The organism is Mycobacterium sp. MAA66 (assembly GCF_041261665.1).
Lineage (GTDB): Bacteria > Actinomycetota > Actinomycetes > Mycobacteriales > Mycobacteriaceae > Mycobacterium.
The window spans coordinates 125,469-140,049 of record NZ_JBGCCC010000002.1 but is presented as its reverse complement, the minus strand read 5'-3'; the positions used below and the strand labels follow the sequence as shown (position 1 = coordinate 140,049).

15 protein-coding genes are annotated in these 14,581 nt (G+C 66.0%); 7 read left to right on the top strand and 8 right to left on the bottom strand.

Features of this window, described 5'->3' with window-relative positions; translation table 11 throughout:
• Positions 1 to 14 precede the first annotated feature (14 nt).
• Both ABIA30_RS07165 and ABIA30_RS07160 read right to left on the bottom strand, forming a co-directional pair.
• Positions 15 to 2,681 (bottom strand): FHA domain-containing protein, encoded by a 2,667-nt coding sequence (locus tag ABIA30_RS07165; RefSeq protein ID WP_370063631.1) that lies wholly within the window; start codon positions 2,679 to 2,681, stop codon positions 15 to 17.
• Positions 2,682 to 2,699: 18 nt separating this feature from the next.
• The gene (locus tag ABIA30_RS07160; protein WP_370063629.1) at positions 2,700 to 3,890 is read right to left on the bottom strand and encodes an NADH:flavin oxidoreductase; all 1,191 of its coding nucleotides are present in this window, start codon (positions 3,888 to 3,890) and stop codon (positions 2,700 to 2,702) included.
• Between the two features lie 70 nt (positions 3,891 to 3,960).
• On the opposite strand from ABIA30_RS07160, the gene ABIA30_RS07155 reads away from it, so the two are divergent.
• Both ABIA30_RS07155 and ABIA30_RS07150 read left to right on the top strand, forming a co-directional pair.
• Entirely contained in the window at positions 3,961 to 4,812 is an 852-nt protein-coding gene (locus ABIA30_RS07155) for a bifunctional methylenetetrahydrofolate dehydrogenase/methenyltetrahydrofolate cyclohydrolase (RefSeq protein WP_370063627.1), read from the top strand.
• Positions 4,809 to 5,102, top strand: a complete 294-nt coding sequence (locus ABIA30_RS07150) for a DUF3017 domain-containing protein (protein WP_370063625.1) — start codon at positions 4,809 to 4,811, stop codon at positions 5,100 to 5,102. The genes ABIA30_RS07155 and ABIA30_RS07150 overlap by 4 nt, the downstream gene beginning before the upstream one ends.
• 20 nt (positions 5,103 to 5,122) lie before the next feature.
• Here the strand turns inward: ABIA30_RS07150 and ABIA30_RS07145 are convergent, their stop codons facing one another.
• Entirely contained in the window at positions 5,123 to 5,473 is a 351-nt protein-coding gene (locus ABIA30_RS07145) for a nuclear transport factor 2 family protein (protein ID WP_370063623.1), read from the bottom strand.
• Positions 5,474 to 5,633: 160 nt separating this feature from the next.
• Here ABIA30_RS07145 and ABIA30_RS07140 point away from each other — a divergent pair, with 160 nt between their 5' ends.
• Both ABIA30_RS07140 and ABIA30_RS07135 read left to right on the top strand, forming a co-directional pair.
• The gene (locus ABIA30_RS07140) at positions 5,634 to 6,008 is read left to right on the top strand and encodes a DoxX family protein (RefSeq protein ID WP_370063621.1); all 375 of its coding nucleotides are present in this window, start codon (positions 5,634 to 5,636) and stop codon (positions 6,006 to 6,008) included.
• 82 nt (positions 6,009 to 6,090) lie between these two features.
• Positions 6,091 to 7,035, top strand: a complete 945-nt coding sequence (locus ABIA30_RS07135; protein ID WP_370063619.1) for an alpha/beta hydrolase — start codon at positions 6,091 to 6,093, stop codon at positions 7,033 to 7,035.
• A gap of 4 nt (positions 7,036 to 7,039) precedes the next feature.
• Here ABIA30_RS07135 and ABIA30_RS07130 read toward each other — a convergent pair whose 3' ends face one another.
• Complete coding sequence (locus tag ABIA30_RS07130) at positions 7,040 to 7,237, bottom strand: hypothetical protein (protein ID WP_370063617.1); 198 nt, start codon at positions 7,235 to 7,237, stop codon at positions 7,040 to 7,042.
• 178 nt (positions 7,238 to 7,415) lie between these two features.
• On the opposite strand from ABIA30_RS07130, the gene ABIA30_RS07125 reads away from it, so the two are divergent.
• Positions 7,416 to 8,051 (top strand): TetR/AcrR family transcriptional regulator, encoded by a 636-nt coding sequence (locus tag ABIA30_RS07125; RefSeq protein ID WP_370063615.1) that lies wholly within the window; start codon positions 7,416 to 7,418, stop codon positions 8,049 to 8,051.
• Positions 8,048 to 9,562, top strand: coding sequence for an FAD-dependent monooxygenase (locus tag ABIA30_RS07120; RefSeq protein WP_370063613.1), 1,515 nt, complete (start codon positions 8,048 to 8,050; stop codon positions 9,560 to 9,562). Before ABIA30_RS07125 ends, ABIA30_RS07120 begins: the two co-directional genes overlap by 4 nt.
• Positions 9,563 to 9,576: 14 nt before the next feature.
• Here ABIA30_RS07120 and ABIA30_RS07115 read toward each other — a convergent pair whose 3' ends face one another.
• Entirely contained in the window at positions 9,577 to 10,428 is an 852-nt protein-coding gene (locus ABIA30_RS07115; protein WP_370063611.1) for a helix-turn-helix domain-containing protein, read from the bottom strand.
• Positions 10,429 to 10,569: 141 nt separating this feature from the next.
• Between ABIA30_RS07115 and ABIA30_RS07110 the strand changes: the two genes are divergently transcribed.
• A complete protein-coding gene (locus tag ABIA30_RS07110) occupies positions 10,570 to 11,316 on the top strand; it encodes an SDR family oxidoreductase (RefSeq protein ID WP_370063609.1) in 747 nt (248 codons plus the stop codon).
• A gap of 59 nt (positions 11,317 to 11,375) precedes the next feature.
• Here ABIA30_RS07110 and ABIA30_RS07105 read toward each other — a convergent pair whose 3' ends face one another.
• Genes ABIA30_RS07105 through ABIA30_RS07095 form a run of 3 tightly spaced genes read right to left on the bottom strand, consistent with a single transcriptional unit; the run spans position 11,376 to position 14,550 of the window.
• The gene (locus ABIA30_RS07105) at positions 11,376 to 12,104 is read right to left on the bottom strand and encodes a class I SAM-dependent methyltransferase (RefSeq protein WP_370065424.1); all 729 of its coding nucleotides are present in this window, start codon (positions 12,102 to 12,104) and stop codon (positions 11,376 to 11,378) included.
• Entirely contained in the window at positions 12,095 to 13,228 is a 1,134-nt protein-coding gene (locus ABIA30_RS07100; protein ID WP_370063607.1) for a homoserine O-acetyltransferase, read from the bottom strand. Before ABIA30_RS07100 ends, ABIA30_RS07105 begins: the two co-directional genes overlap by 10 nt.
• Positions 13,225 to 14,550 (bottom strand): bifunctional o-acetylhomoserine/o-acetylserine sulfhydrylase, encoded by a 1,326-nt coding sequence (locus tag ABIA30_RS07095; protein WP_370063605.1) that lies wholly within the window; start codon positions 14,548 to 14,550, stop codon positions 13,225 to 13,227. Before ABIA30_RS07095 ends, ABIA30_RS07100 begins: the two co-directional genes overlap by 4 nt.
• Positions 14,551 to 14,581: the final 31 nt, after the last annotated feature.

Genomic DNA, 14,581 nt, shown 5'->3' with positions numbered 1-14,581 from the left:
GCCGCGTCCGCGAACTAGCCCGCTTTGAGCCGGATCTTCCACCGCACGAAGCCGACGTAGACCAGCGACAATCCGAACAGCATGCCCATGTCGAACAACCACGACCGCAGGGTGTGGTCCCACAGTGCGTCCTTCTGGGTGATCGGCGGGGGCACCAGATCGCGCAGCGCCACCGTGGACGCCGATGATGCGAAGCCCCAGCGGGCCGGAGTGATCCAGGACAGCTGGTCCAGCACGATGCGGCCGGTCACCGGGATCATGCCGCCGGAGAACACCAGCTGGCTCATCACCGCGACCACCAGCAGCGGCATGATCTGCTCGTTGGACTTGGCCAGCGCCGACAACGCCAGGCCGACCATCGCGGCGGTCACCGTGGTGGCTGCCATGTCTACGAACAACTCCAGCGTGCCGTTGCCCAGCAGCACCGCGCCCTTGGTCGGCCCGCCCTTTCCGGCAACGGTGATCGCCGTGACGATGGCCGATTGCACCACCGCGAAGATCGCGTAGATGCACACCTTGGCCAAAAGGTAAGCGCTGGTGGACAATCCGACCGCCTGCTCGCGCCGGAAGATCGCCCGTTCGCCGATCAGGTCACGAATGGTCAGCGCGGTGCCCATGAAGATGGCACCGACATTGAGCAGCACCAGGATCTGGCCCGGCTCATTGGGGGCATCGCCGCGCGGGTCGGGTACGCCGAACCCGACGTTGCCGGGCACGGACAGCGACAGCACGCCCATGATGAACGGCAGCAGCGCCAGGAAGATGAAGTAACCGCGGTCGGAGACGATCAGCCGCATCTGCCTGCGCCCGATCGTGGAGAACTGCCGTCGCAAGCTGGTTTTGGCCGGCTTGCCCAGGTCGGCGGCCTCGGTAGCGGCGGGCGCCGGGGGCGTCGGGCCGGTGCGCTCCAGATATCGACGGTGCGCTTCATTGGGATCACCGGCGACGGTGCTGAAGATATCGGCCCAGTTGGTGGTGCCCAGCTCCGGGCCGATCTGACTCGGCGACCCGCAGAATGCCGTCATGCCGCCCGGTGCCAACAGCAGTACCTGGTCGCAGACGTCCAGGTACGTCAGCGAGTGCGTCACAACCAGGACCACGCGGCCGGCGTCGGCGAGCTGACGCAGCATCGTCATCACGGCGCGGTCGAGCGCCGGGTCCAGACCCGACGTCGGCTCATCGAGGATCAGCAACGACGGACCGGTGAGCAGCTCCAAGGCGACCGAGGCGCGCTTGCGCTGGCCACCGGAGAGCTTGTCGACCCGGGTCTCCAGGTGCTGGGTCATCTCGAGCTCTTCGAGCACCTGCATGACGACCTGCTCGCGGTCTTCCTTGGTGGTGTCCGGGGGCAGCCGCAACTCGGCGGCGTACATCAGAGCCTGCTTGACCGTCAGCTGGCCGTGCACCACATCGTCCTGCGGCACCATGCCGATCCGGGAGCGCAGCGAGGCGTACTCGGCATGGATGTCGTGGCCCTCGAAGGTGATGGTGCCGCTGGTCGGGTGGGTCAGACCGGCGACCTGGCGGGCGAACGTCGACTTGCCGGCGCCGGACGGGCCGATCACCGCGGTCAGCGTGCCGGGCCGCGCGTCCAGCGAGATGTTGTTCAGCAGCGTCTTGTTGCCCTCGATGGTCCAGGTCAAGCCGCGGACTTCGAGGCCACCGGTACGGGTGTCGGCAGTGGTGGCGGTGCGCCGCACCAGGGTGCCGCCGGTATACGTCAGGTCGACGTTACCGATGGTGACGACGTCGCCTTCGCGTAGCGGAGCGGCCTCCACGCGCTGGCCGTTGACGAAGGTGCCGTTGATGCTGCGGGCATCGATGATCTCGGCGGTGCCGCCGGGACCCGGAACCAGGGTGGCGTGGTGGCGCGAGGCCAGCACGTCGGGAACGACGATCTCGTTGTCGGTGGCGCGACCGATCTTGATGCCACCGGTGGGGATGGCCGCGGTCCGGCCGGGCCGCAGGATCTTGAGCATCGTGGTGCCCAAGTTGCCCTCTTGCTGGCGCGATACGGCGGCGGGACCGAGGGCCGTCGGCGGGGCAGAGTTGGCGGCCGGCGGTATGTAGACCGGTTGGGCCGCGCTGGGTTGCATGCGGGTCTGCTGGCTGTTGAAGTCGGTCTGCCGCGACTGCGGGCCACTCGGGTACTGCGACTGCGGGCCACTCGGATACGGCGTTTGGGGTCCGCTGGGGTACTGCGGCTGTGGCACGCTCGGGTACTGGGCTTGCGGCCCGCTCGGATACTGCGGCTGAGGTCCGGAGGGATAGTGCGGCTGGGCGATCGGCTGCGACGGCGGCCGGGTGGTCGGCGACGTCGGAGGCAGCATCGTCGTTGCGGTCGGCGGTGGGGAACCGGCCTGGCCCTGATGCCGGCCGACCTCGAAGGTCAACAACGGCCCGTCGGGATTGCCGATGTTCAACACCGTGCCGTCGTGCAGATCGGCGGCCGGGACACGTTGCCCGTTCAAGAACATGCCGTTGAGGCTGCCGTTGTCGACGGCGACCCAACGCCCGTGGTCGAACCGCAGCACCACGTGGGCGCGCGAGATCAGGGGATGGGCGATACGGAAGTCGGCGCGCAGATCGCGGCCCACCACAACGTCATTCCCCGGAGCGAAGGTACGTGTCGAACCGTCGTATCTAACGGTGAGGGCGGGGGCTGCGGCTGGTCCACTCATCGCGACCAACTCTATCGGTCAGCCAGGCGAACCTGTCACCACACAGTGCGTGTGGCTGTAGATCGTCGGCATACACAGGTTGCAGTGCGTGCAGCCCGACGTGGTGCCGCGGTCCGCCTTGATCCGATTGAGCAGGTCGGGCTCGGCCAGCAGGGCTCGACCCATGGCCACGAAATCGAATCCCTCGGCCATGGCCAGGTCCATGGTCTCGCGGTTGGTGATGCCCCCCAACAGGATCAGTGGCATCTTCAGCTCGGCCCGGAACTGGCGCGCGTCACGCAGTAGATAGGCCTCGCGATACGGGTATTCACGGAAGAACTTGTGGCCGCTCATCCGGATGCCCCAGCTGATCGGCGGCTTGAAGTTCGCCGCGAACTCTTTCACCGGGGCGTCGCCGCGGAACAGGTACATCGGGTTGACCAGCGAGCTGCCGGCGGTGAGCTCCAGGGCGTCCAGCGCGCCGTCCTCTTCCAGCCACTTGGCGGTCTGCAGCGACTCTTCCATCGGGATGCCGCCGCGCACACCGTCGCTCATGTTGAGTTTGGCGATGACCGCGATCTGGTTGCCGACAGCTTTGCGGACCGCCTGCACGGTGCCGCGCGCCACCTTGGCCCGGTTCTCCAGCGAACCGCCGAACTCGTCGGTGCGCCGGTTGATCAGCGGACTGAGGAACGAGCTGGCGAAGTAGTTGTGGCCGAGGTGGACCTCGACGGCGTCGAACCCGGCCTGGACGGCCAGCCGGGCGGCGTTCGCGTGCGCGGCCATCACGTCGTCGATGTCCTGACGGGTGGCTTTCTTCGCGAAGCGCATCGACAGCGGGTTGAAGAACCGAACCGGAGCCAGGGCCTTGGCCTTGTTGGTGCGTGAGTTGGCCACCGGGCCGGCGTGGCCGATCTGGGCGCTGATGGCCGCACCCTCGGCGTGGATGGCGTCGGTGAGCTGAAGCAGCCCGGGCACCGCCTCGGGCCGCATCCAGATCTGCCAGCCGTCGGTGCGTCCGCCCGGGGCCACTGCGCAGTAGGCCACGGTGGTCATGCCGACGCCACCGGCCGCGGGCAGCTGGTGATAGCGGATCAGATCATCGGTGACCAGTGCATTGGGAGTCGACGCTTCGAACGTCGCCGCTTTGATGATCCGGTTGCGCAGCGTGATCGGACCGAGTTTGGCCTCACTGAATACGTCAGTGGACACATCGGGCTGGGTGTTCACTAGCGCAGCTGACCACGCCGCGCCGGGTGGTGTCAATGAGCACACAGTTGCGCCTGACACAATGGCTGCCGTGGGTGCAATCACGCTGGACGGCAAGGCCACACGCGACGAAATTTTCACCGATCTGACGAAGCGGGTGGCGGCACTGACCGCAGCTGGACGCACCCCGGGCTTGGGCACCGTGCTGGTCGGTGACGACCCCGGCTCGCAGGCCTACGTGCGGGGTAAGCACGCCGACTGCGCGAAAGTCGGTATCAATTCTCTACGGCGTGATCTGCCGGCGGACATCAGCCAGGACGAGCTCAACGCCGTCATCGATGAGCTGAACGCCAACCCGGAGTGCACCGGCTACATCGTGCAGCTGCCGCTGCCGCGTCATCTCGACGAGAACGCCGCGCTGGAGCGCATCGACCCGGACAAGGACGCCGACGGTCTGCACCCGACCAATCTGGGCCGGCTGGTGCTGGGCAAGTCGGCGGCGTTGCCGTGCACCCCACGCGGGATCGTGCACCTGCTGCGCCGGTTCGATGTTCCGCTGGCCGGGGCACACGTCGTGGTGATCGGCCGCGGCGTCACAGTGGGCCGGCCGATGGGTCTGCTGCTCACCCGCCGCTCGGAGAACTCGACGGTGACGTTGTGCCACACCGGAACTCGTGACCTGCCTGCGCTGACCCGGCAGGCCGACATCATCATCGCCGCAGTCGGCGTGCCGCACATGGTGACCGCTGACATGGTCAAGCCCGGCGCCGCGGTGGTCGATGTCGGCGTGAGCCGGGTGGACGGCAAGCTGACCGGCGATGTGCACCCCGACGTGTGGGAGGTGGCCGGCGCGGTGTCGCCGAACCCCGGCGGCGTGGGCCCGCTGACGCGGGCCTTTCTGCTGACCAACGTCGTCGAGGCCGAGGAAGCGAAACTGTCTTGACGGTCAAGGAATTCGCCCGCCGGGTGGTCGCCGAGCAATGGCCCATCCTGGTCGTCGGCGGATTTTTCATCTTGGCTTTCGTCCTGGTGATCGGCGGTTACTGGCGCCGCGGGGCCCTGGTGCTGGCGATCGGGGTCGGAATGGCCGCGGCGATGCGGCTGACCTTGACCGATGAGCGGGCGGGTCTGTTGGTGGTGCGCAGCCGGATGATCGATGTGCTGACCACGGCGTCGTGCAGTGCGGTGATGCTCTATATCGCGTGGACCATCAACCCGCTGGGCACCGCGTAGTCCTTACCCGAGATCGGGATTCAGGAATACGTAGAGCGCGACGATCTTGTCGTCGCGAGTCTGGATGAAGTCCAGGCCGGTGTATACACCGGCGCCTGGCCTGCCGGTCCCGAGCCCCAGGCCAGGATTCCGCCGTCCTGTGCCACCTGAGCTGCACCACGCGGTGTGTAGACGAAATGCGGGTGGGTGGCCCGTAATTCGCCCGCGAACGTGTCGATTGCGTCGTGCCCGGTGACGGCCCCCTCTGTCAGGTAGACCACGGCGTCGTCGGTGTAGAGCTCCGCAATGGCTGCACGCCGGCGGGCCGGATCGCCTTCGCCGAAGATCTCCTGCAAGTTGCGATGTAGCAGTTCGATGGTGCGTTCAGTCATGACCGGTTCCTTCCGGGAGTCGAGTGTGGTTACATGACATATCAATCAATCGACTGGATGGAATGTTCCCGTGGGAAATGTGTCGACAACGGGAATGGAAGTGGACTAAGGTCCGTTTACAGCGGCAGACCAACAACGTCTACGAACCAAGGAGCTCGAAATGAACCTGACACTGTGGATCCTGGCCGGCGTGCTGGCATTCGTGTTCGCCGGTAGCGGCGTCATGAAGCTGGTGGTGCCGAAGGACAAGCTCATCACCGCCGGACAGGGCTGGGCCGAAAAGGTCGACCCGAACGCGATTCGGCTGATCGGAGTGGCTGAACTGGCCGGCGCGATCGGCCTGATCGTTCCGCCGCTGGTCCACATCGCACCAGTGCTGGTACCGCTGGCCGCAGTCGGACTCGCGCTGGTGATGGTCGGCGCCATCGTGACGCATGGCCGCCGGAAGGAATACCCGAACGTGGTGGTGAACCTGGTGCTGTTGGCTATGGCGCTGGTGGTCGCCTGGGGACGTTTCGGCCAGTACGCCTTCTGATGACTGGTTCACGATCCGGGGTGTTCAGCGCCGCCCCGGATCGTGAACTTTCACGTGGCCGTCCGCAACTGAGGAGCAGTAGATGACACTCGGGATCGATCCGGAGATGCGCGCCGCGCTCGGTAACCCCACTGAGGTTCAGGCGGGCCCGCCGATTGGTGACGTCGAATCTCGCCGGCAGAGCATGGTCGCCGCGATGGCGGGGGTGGTCGCGGCGTGGGAGCCGGTTACCGGTGTGGAGCGAACCGACCATCTGATCACCACACCTGACGGCTACCAGATGCCGGCCTCCTGGTATCGGACTGCCGATGAACCATCAGGTGGCGCAGTGCTTTTCCTGCATGGCGGCGCGATGGTCGTACCGCTGCTGCCGGTCTACGACGGCGTAGCTCGTGATTACGTGAAAGCCACCGGGGTGTCGATGCTGCTCATCGACTACCGGGTGGCGCCCGAACATCCGCATCCCACGCCGGTCGAGGACTGTTACACCGCACTGCTGTGGCTTGCCGAGCACGCCGCCGGACTCGGCGTCGATCCGAATCGCATTGCGCTGATGGGTGATAGCGCCGGAGGTGGGCTGACGGCGGCGGTCGCGTTGTTGGCCCGGGACCGGGGCGGTCCGGCGGTGGCCGAGCAATTGGTGATCTACGGCATGCTCGATGATCGGACCGTCGAACCCGACCCGCAGCTTCCGGTCGAATACATCACGTTCGGCTACAGCGACAACCGAACTGGTTGGGGTGCACTGCTCGGGAGCTCCGTGGGCGCCGACGATGTGTCGCCGTACGCCGCGCCGGCCCGCGCCGAGGATCTCAGCGGGCTGGCGCCTGCGTACGTCGAGGTCGGCGACCTGGATATCCTGCGCGACGAGAACATCGAATACGCCAAGCGGTTGATGTCGGCTGGAGTCTCGACCGAGTTGCATGTATTGCCCGGGCTGCCACACGGATTCGAACTGCTGGCACCCGGCGCCCAGATGACACGCGTGGCCATGGCGGCCCGTCTGCGCCGGCTCCGCAATCTCTAGCTGCTCAGCCCACCGCTCCGTGGTTGGCGAAAGGCGAAGTGGGAACCGGTGCGTAGGTGCTGTCGCCGGTGGAGCTCGCTGTGACCGCTGTCGGGAGATGGTCGGTGGAGGCGTCGGCCGCAGCCACGGGCAGCGCGGTCATTGCGAAGGCGATCGCCCCGGCGCAGATCAGTGCGGCGGTGCGGTGCGGTGTGACTTTCATGGTGGCTCCTGACTTCTGGGGTTGTGCTACTTCCGACTTCCATGGTCGTCTCCACAAGCGGGGATGTCGCTACTGCTGGCTTGGAATCGACGTACCTGCTAGCAGGAAAACCCACGAACGCATACCTGCCTGACGGGCAATCTTGCCTAGTGTGCAAAATTGCCGGTAAGGTGACGGCATGCCCGAATCACCCGAACTCGGTCTGCGAGAACGCAAAAAAGCCGACACCCGCAAGGCACTCAGTGACGCAGCGTTGCAGCTGGCGATTCAAGACGACTTCGAGAACGTCACCCGCGAGGCGATCGCCGCGCTGGCTGGGGTGTCGTTGCGGACGTTCAACAATTACTTCAACGGCAAGTACGAAGCGCTGGCGCATTGGCAGTCCGAACGGATGCGCTGCAGCATCGAGGAACTACGTCGTCGTCCCGCCGATGAGCCGCTGTGGACCTCGATCACCGCATCAGTGCTCAAGCCGTTGGAGGACGACGCCGCGATCAGCGACCCGAGCCGATTATTCGGTCGCGAAGACTTCGTCGAGGTGCGAAAATTCTTGCTGAGCACGCGAGTTCGCAATGCGATGGCCAGAGATCTGTTCGGCGAATGGGTCGCGGTGATCGCTGAACGTACCGGCACCGAGCCCGGGCGTGACTTGTACCCGCGCCTGGTTGCCTCGGTGATACGCGCCGTCGGTGATGCTGCGGCCGAAACGTACGCGGTCGCTGACCCGCCGGTGTCCTTCGAGGCGTTGGTCCGTAGCGGCCTGACCCAAGTGGCAGCCGGGCTGCCCGAACCGCCCAGAAGGAGGCGTCGATGACTGATGTGGTGATTTCCGGAGCCGGGCCCAACGGCCTGATGCTGGCCTGTGAGCTGGCACTGGCCGGCGTACAACCCGTGGTGCTCGACAAGCTGCCGGCCCGCAGCACCGAGCTGAAGGCCAATGGCGTTGTCGGGCAGGTGGTTCGGCAACTCGATATGCGTGGCCTGTACCCGGCGCTGAGTGGTCAGAGTGATCCGCCCGAGCCGGCGTACGAATGGGTGTTCGCCGGCATGCCGCTCAACTTCGTGGGTTTGGAAGACCGGCCGATGTACGGCCTGCGGATCACGCAACCGCGCATGGTGGAGATTCTGGAGAAGCGGGCCTGCGGCCTCGGAGTCGAGATCCGTTGGGGTCATGAGCTGACGGGCCTGGCCATCGACGGTGACCACGTCGTGCTCACGGTCGACTCCGCCGAGGGTGGCTATCAACTCGAAGCCGGTTATCTGGTCGGTGCGGACGGAGGACGTAGCGTCGTGCGCAAGCAGTCCGGCATCGATTTCCCGGGGCATACCGCAGACACCGTCAGTCGGGTGGCGCATGTGCATCTACCCGAGCAGATCCGCGTTGCCGACCGCGGAATCGATGTTCCCGGATACGGACATGTTCCGTTCCGCCACAACAGACTTGACCGAGGTGTGGTGATGGTGATGATGATGGACCCCACACGTCCGATGATCGGCACCATCGAATACGGGCATACGCCGGGCAGTGTCGACGGGCCGATGTCGGTCACGGAATTGCGGGGGAGCCTCGAGCGCATCCTCGGTGTGGACGTGCCCATCGAGGAACCGCGCTGGGAGGGACCGAAAGCCAACCTGCGCATCGATGGGCAGAACAGCCGCCAAGCCGACCGGTACCGACGGGGGCGCATCCTGTTGGTCGGTGACGCCGCCCACGTGCATTCGCCGCTCGGCGGACCGGGTCTGAACCTCGGCATGTCGGATGCGTTCAACCTGGGCTGGAAATTGGCCGCCGAGATCAACGGCACGGCACCGGCCGGGCTACTGGACAGCTATGAGTCCGAGCGTCATCCCGTTGGGCAACGGGTGATGATGCAGTCCCAGGCGCAGATCGCCCTGATGTCACCGGGACCGGAAATCACGGCCATGCGAGAGCTTTTCGGCGAGTTGCTGCAGATTCCAGCAGTCGTCGAACACATGGGGAATCTGTTGGCCGGCTCCGATGTCCGCTACGACGTCCGCGATGACCACGCGTTGTCCGGACGACTGGTGCCCGATCTCGTTCTCGATGACGGTCGGCGGGTGGCCGAGCTGCTGCACGCGGCCCGTCCGCTACTGCTGGATTTCACCGGTGGCGCCGTGGCCAAGGCGGCGGGGGACTGGCGAGACCGCGTCGAGGTCATCGAAGCAGCGATGGCCAATCGTCCGGCGGCAGCTATGCTGATCCGGCCGGATGGCTATGTCGCCTGGGCGGCAGGGGGTTTCGATACCGATGACCGCGCCCGGTTGGACGCCGCTGTGCGACGTTGGTTCGGGATCGATCGGTAGTCACCGCGCGGCGATCACGCGGGAGTGGTCTGTCCGGTGTTCCACGACAGCAGAATCTGCAGGGCGTCGTACGAGGCGGATCCAGATTCTGCGGTGAGGATCATCAGACGCTGGCCCGACGAATCGGGGCTGAGCCAGGTGTCGCAGTCCAGCGTCAGGTCACCCACGACGGGGTGTCGGTAATTCTTCGTGCCGAATGCCGAGCTGGTCACCAGATGTCCAGCCCACCAGGTCCGGAAGTCCTTGTCCTGCACCGAAAGTTCGCCCACCAGGCGAGCCAGGTCGGGATCGTCCGGATCGTGTGCACCCTCCATGCGCAGCGCCGATACCGCGACCCTGGCGTCGCGTTCCCAGTTTCGGTGTAGGCCGCGGAACTGTTGGTTGGTGAACAGCAGATGCACGTAGTTGCGTTGGGCGGGTGCTATTTTCGCGAAATCGACGTAGAGCGCAGACGCGGCAGCATTCCAGTCGAGGATGTCCAACCGGTGACCCAGAACGATCGCGGGTGTCGTCACGAGTTGTTCGAGCAGTCGCCGCACTGCCGGCCGGGTCCGTTGCGCAGCGCGCCGCCGCCGGGGCCGGGCATCGGTCTTGCCGGCCAACTCATACAGATAGGTCTGCTGGTCGTCGTCGAGTAGCAGTGCGGTGGCCAGTGTGCGCAATACCGCCGCCGATGCCCGTACCCGACCCTGCTCCAGACGGGTGTAGTACTCGACGCTGATGGCCGCGATCTGTGCTACCTCGGTCCGCCGCAGTCCGGCAACCTTGCGGCGAGAATCGGTTTCGGGCAGGCCGACGTCGCGGGGTGTCAGCTGTGCCCGCCGGGCCCGCAGAAATTCGCCGACCTGGTCAGCGTCGTCGCTCATGGTTCGATTGTGCTGCCAAAGCGGTCTGCGGCACAGGGGCCAAGATCGTGGCCGGCCAAGAATCTGTCTCTTTTGCACAGGTCAGGATCGGGCGAACCTGGAATCTGCCAGCGGATCGAGATACCCACGAAAGGAAAACTGGTGAATTCTTCACTGGGATTGGCGGACAAGGTCGTTGTGATCACCGGTGCCAGCAGTGGTCTGGGCGAAGCGACGGCCAGGCGACTCAGCGCGCAGGGCGCAACGGTCGTGCTCGGAGCTCGACGCGTCGACCGGATCGAGGCCCTGGCCAAGGAGATCAATGCCGGCAGTGGCCGGGCAGTCGCGCTGGCCACCGATGTGACAAGTAGCGATGACGTCCAGAAGCTCGTAGCCGCAGCAGTTTCCGAATTCGGGCGGATCGACGTGATGGTGAACAACGCGGGCATCGCTCCGCTGTCGCTCCTGGAGCAGCTGAACGTCGCCGAATGGGATCAGATGATCGACGTCAACATCAAGGGTGTGCTCTACGGCATCGCGGCCGCGCTCCCGCACATGATCCGCCAGCACGGCGGGCAGATCATCAACGTGTCCTCGATCGCCGCGCTGCAGGTCACCCCGGCGACGACCATCTACTCGGCCACCAAGCAGGCAGTCCGGGTCATCACCGAGGGGCTGCGCCAGGAGGCAAAGCCCCACAACATCCGGACGACGGTCATCCTGCCGGGTGCGGTGGCGACCGAATTGCCGGACAGCGTCAACGATCCCGCGATCGCGCAGGGCGTCAAACAGGTCTATGACATTGCCATCTCTGCCGACTCGTTCGCCCGCGCCGTCGAGTTCGCCATCAATCAGCCCGCCGACATGGATGTCAACGAGATCGTTTTCCGACCGACCGCGCAGTTGTGACCCCGGCCGATTTGTGCACGAAAATCAGCGTCCAGCACGGTAATTCGTGCACAAATCACTCAGGAGGCGATAGTGGCGCGGATGCAGTGGGTGACGTAGGGCAACGCCAGGCCGCTGCTGTTGACCAACGCGGGGTGCGTGGATAGCAGCTCGCGAACCTGCTCCAACACCCGGCTGCGGACCTCGGCCGGTGAGGTGATGCAGTAACTGCGGGATGCCACCAGGTCGATAAGTGCCTGCGGGGTAAGGTAACTCGTCCACTCGACCTGGTAGGTCTGCACCTCGGTGAATATATCCGGCAGCGGGGAATCGGCCACGGGGTCGTGTTCACGGCCGATGATCCGGCCCAGATCCTTGACCCACCCCAGCCGCTCGTCACGGGTATTCCACACCAGACCCAGGCGGCCGCCCGGCCGCAGCACCCGGGCCACCTCGGCCGAGGCGCGAGCCGGGTCGAACCAGTGCCAGGCCTGCGCCACCAATACCGCGTCGACACTGTTGTCCGGCAACGGAATGTCCTCGGCTGTGCCCAGTAGCGCCGGTACCGATGGCAGGGAGCCGCGCAGGACGTCCAGCATCTCCGGGATCGGGTCGACGGCCGTCACCGACAACCCGCGTTCCGCCAGGCGCACGGTCAGCTTCCCGGTGCCGGCACCGAGATCCAGGACGTCGTCGGCGCCCGAAGGCAACAGCCAGTTGATGGCTTCGGGTGGGTACGACGGCCGGCCTCGCTCATAGGCGGCGGCTTCCTCGCCGAAGGACAGTGAGCGCTGGCCGCTCACCGTGATGCCAAATCCAGTGTGTGGCGGATCAATACGCCCACTTGATCGGTTTCGACCAGGAACCCGTCGTGACCGAACTTCGAGTCGATGACATTCAGACCCGCGCAGCCCGGCAGCAAGGATGCCAATTCTTCCTGCTGCCGAATGGGGTACAACCGGTCCGAGGTGATACCGCCGACCACCGTCGGCACCGGACAACCGCCCAGCGCTGCGGCGACACCACCGCGTCCCCGCCCCACGTCGTGACTGCTGAGTGCGTCCGTCAGCGCCACGTAGGTACCCGCATCGAACCGCGCGGCAAGCTTGCGGCCCTGGTATTCCAGATAACTCTCGACGGCGTAACGGCTGTCGACAGAACTGTTTTCGTGGTCTTGCGTGGTGTTGCGGAAGCGGTCGTCGAGTTCCTGTTCGCCGCGGTAGGTCAGATGCGCAAACCGGCGGGCGATCTGGATGCCGGCATCGGGCGTCGAACCGGTGAGGTAGTAATCGCCACCGGCCCAGTACGGATCCGCCTTGATGGCCGCGACTTGAGCACACTGGGTGCCGATCTGGTCGGCGGTGGCCCGGGCGCCGACGGCCAGCACGAGTGCGGCTCCCACCGTATCGGGATGTCCGACAATCCATTCCAACGCTCGCGCGCCGCCCATCGAACCGCCGACCACGGCGGCCACCCGGGTGATGCCGAGCGCCGCCAACGCGGCCAGGTCGGCATTTACCTGGTCCCGCACGGTGATCGCCGGAAATCGTGAACCCCACGGCTTTCCATCCGGGGCAAGCGAACTCGGCCCGGTGGTGCCGCGGCAACCGCCCAGCACGTTGGTGGCGACGGCACACCAGCGGTCGGTGTCGATCGGCGCACCCGGACCGGCCACTCCATCCCACCAGCCGGCGGTCGGATGGCCCGGTCCCGCCGGGCCGGTGACGTGCGAATCGCCGGTCAACGCGTGCAGCACCATGACCACGTTGTCGCGGTCGGCTGACAGCTCGCCCCAGTGCTGCACTGCGACTGACACGTCGGGCAGCACGACGCCGCTCTCCAACGTCAGGTCGCCGATGTTCACCACACCGGTGGCGCCCTCGGCGGGCAGCTCGGCGTGAACGTCGGTCAGGGGCACGTCGATAATGGTCACACCGACCCCTTCGCCGCGGCAAAGCCCCGTTCCAGGTCGGCCAGGATGTCGTCGATGCCCTCGATGCCGACGGCCAGGCGCACCAGACCGGGGGTGACGCCGCTGGCCAGCTGCTCGGACTCGGTCAGCTGTTGGTGGGTGGTCGAGGCCGGGTGGATCACGAGCGACCGGACGTCGCCGATGTTGGCGACGTGACTGTGCAGGGTCAATGCGTTGACGAACGCCTTGCCCGCCTCGATACCGCCGGCCAGCTCGAAGGACAGCACCCCGCCGGTCCCGCGCGGAGCCAGCTTGCGGCCCAGTTCGTACCAGGGGGAGCTGGGCAGGCCCGCGTAGTTCACCGAGAGCACGTCCTGGCGTCCCTCCAGGAACTCAGCCACCTTCTGCGCATTGGCCACGTGGCGTTCAACGCGCAACGACAGCGTTTCCAATCCCTGAGCGATCAGGAAGGCGTTGAAAGGGGAGACTGCGGAGCCCAGATCGCGCAGCAGCTGCAGCCGCGCCTTGAGTGCATAGGCCGGTGCGCCGAGCTCGGCGAACACCAGGCCGTGGTAGCTCGGGTCAGGCTCGGTGAAACCCGGGAACTTGGCTCCGCCCGATGTCGCCGGCCCGCCGGCTCCGACAGTCCAATCGAAGGTCCCGCCGTCCACGATCACCCCGGCGATCGCCGAGCCGTGCCCGCCCAGGTACTTGGTGGCCGAGTGCACCACGATGTCGGCGCCGTGCGCCAGCGGCTGGATCAGGTACGGCGTGGCGACGGTGTTGTCGACGATCAGGGGCACGCCGTTGTCGTGGGCCACCGCCGAGACGCTCGGGATGTCGAGGATATCGATTTTCGGGTTGGAGATCGTCTCGGCGAAGAACGCCTTGGTGTTGGGGCGCGCCGCAGCCCGCCAGGATTCCGGGTCGTCGGGGTTCTCCACGAAGCTGACCTCGATGCCCAGCTTGGCCAGCGAGTAGTGCAGCAGGTTATAGGTGCCGCCGTACAGCCGAGGTGAGGAGACGATGTGATCGCCCACGCCGGCCAGGTTCAGGATCGCGAAAGTCTCGGCGGCCTGGCCCGAGGACACGAACAGCGCGGCGACTCCACCTTCGAGCGCGGCCACCCGTTGCTCGACGACGTCGGTGGTCGGGTTCATCAGCCGGGTGTAGATGTTGCCGGGCTCGGCCAGCCCGAACAGTGCCGCGGCGTGATCGGTGTTGTCGAACGTGTACGACGTGGTCTGGTAGATCGGGAGAGCCCGGGCATTGGTGGTGCCGTCGGGGGTCTGGCCGGCGTGTACCTGCTTGGTCTCGAAGGACCAGTCGATTGCGTCGGTCATGGGTATAGAGCCTCCACTCGGGTCAGGGGCC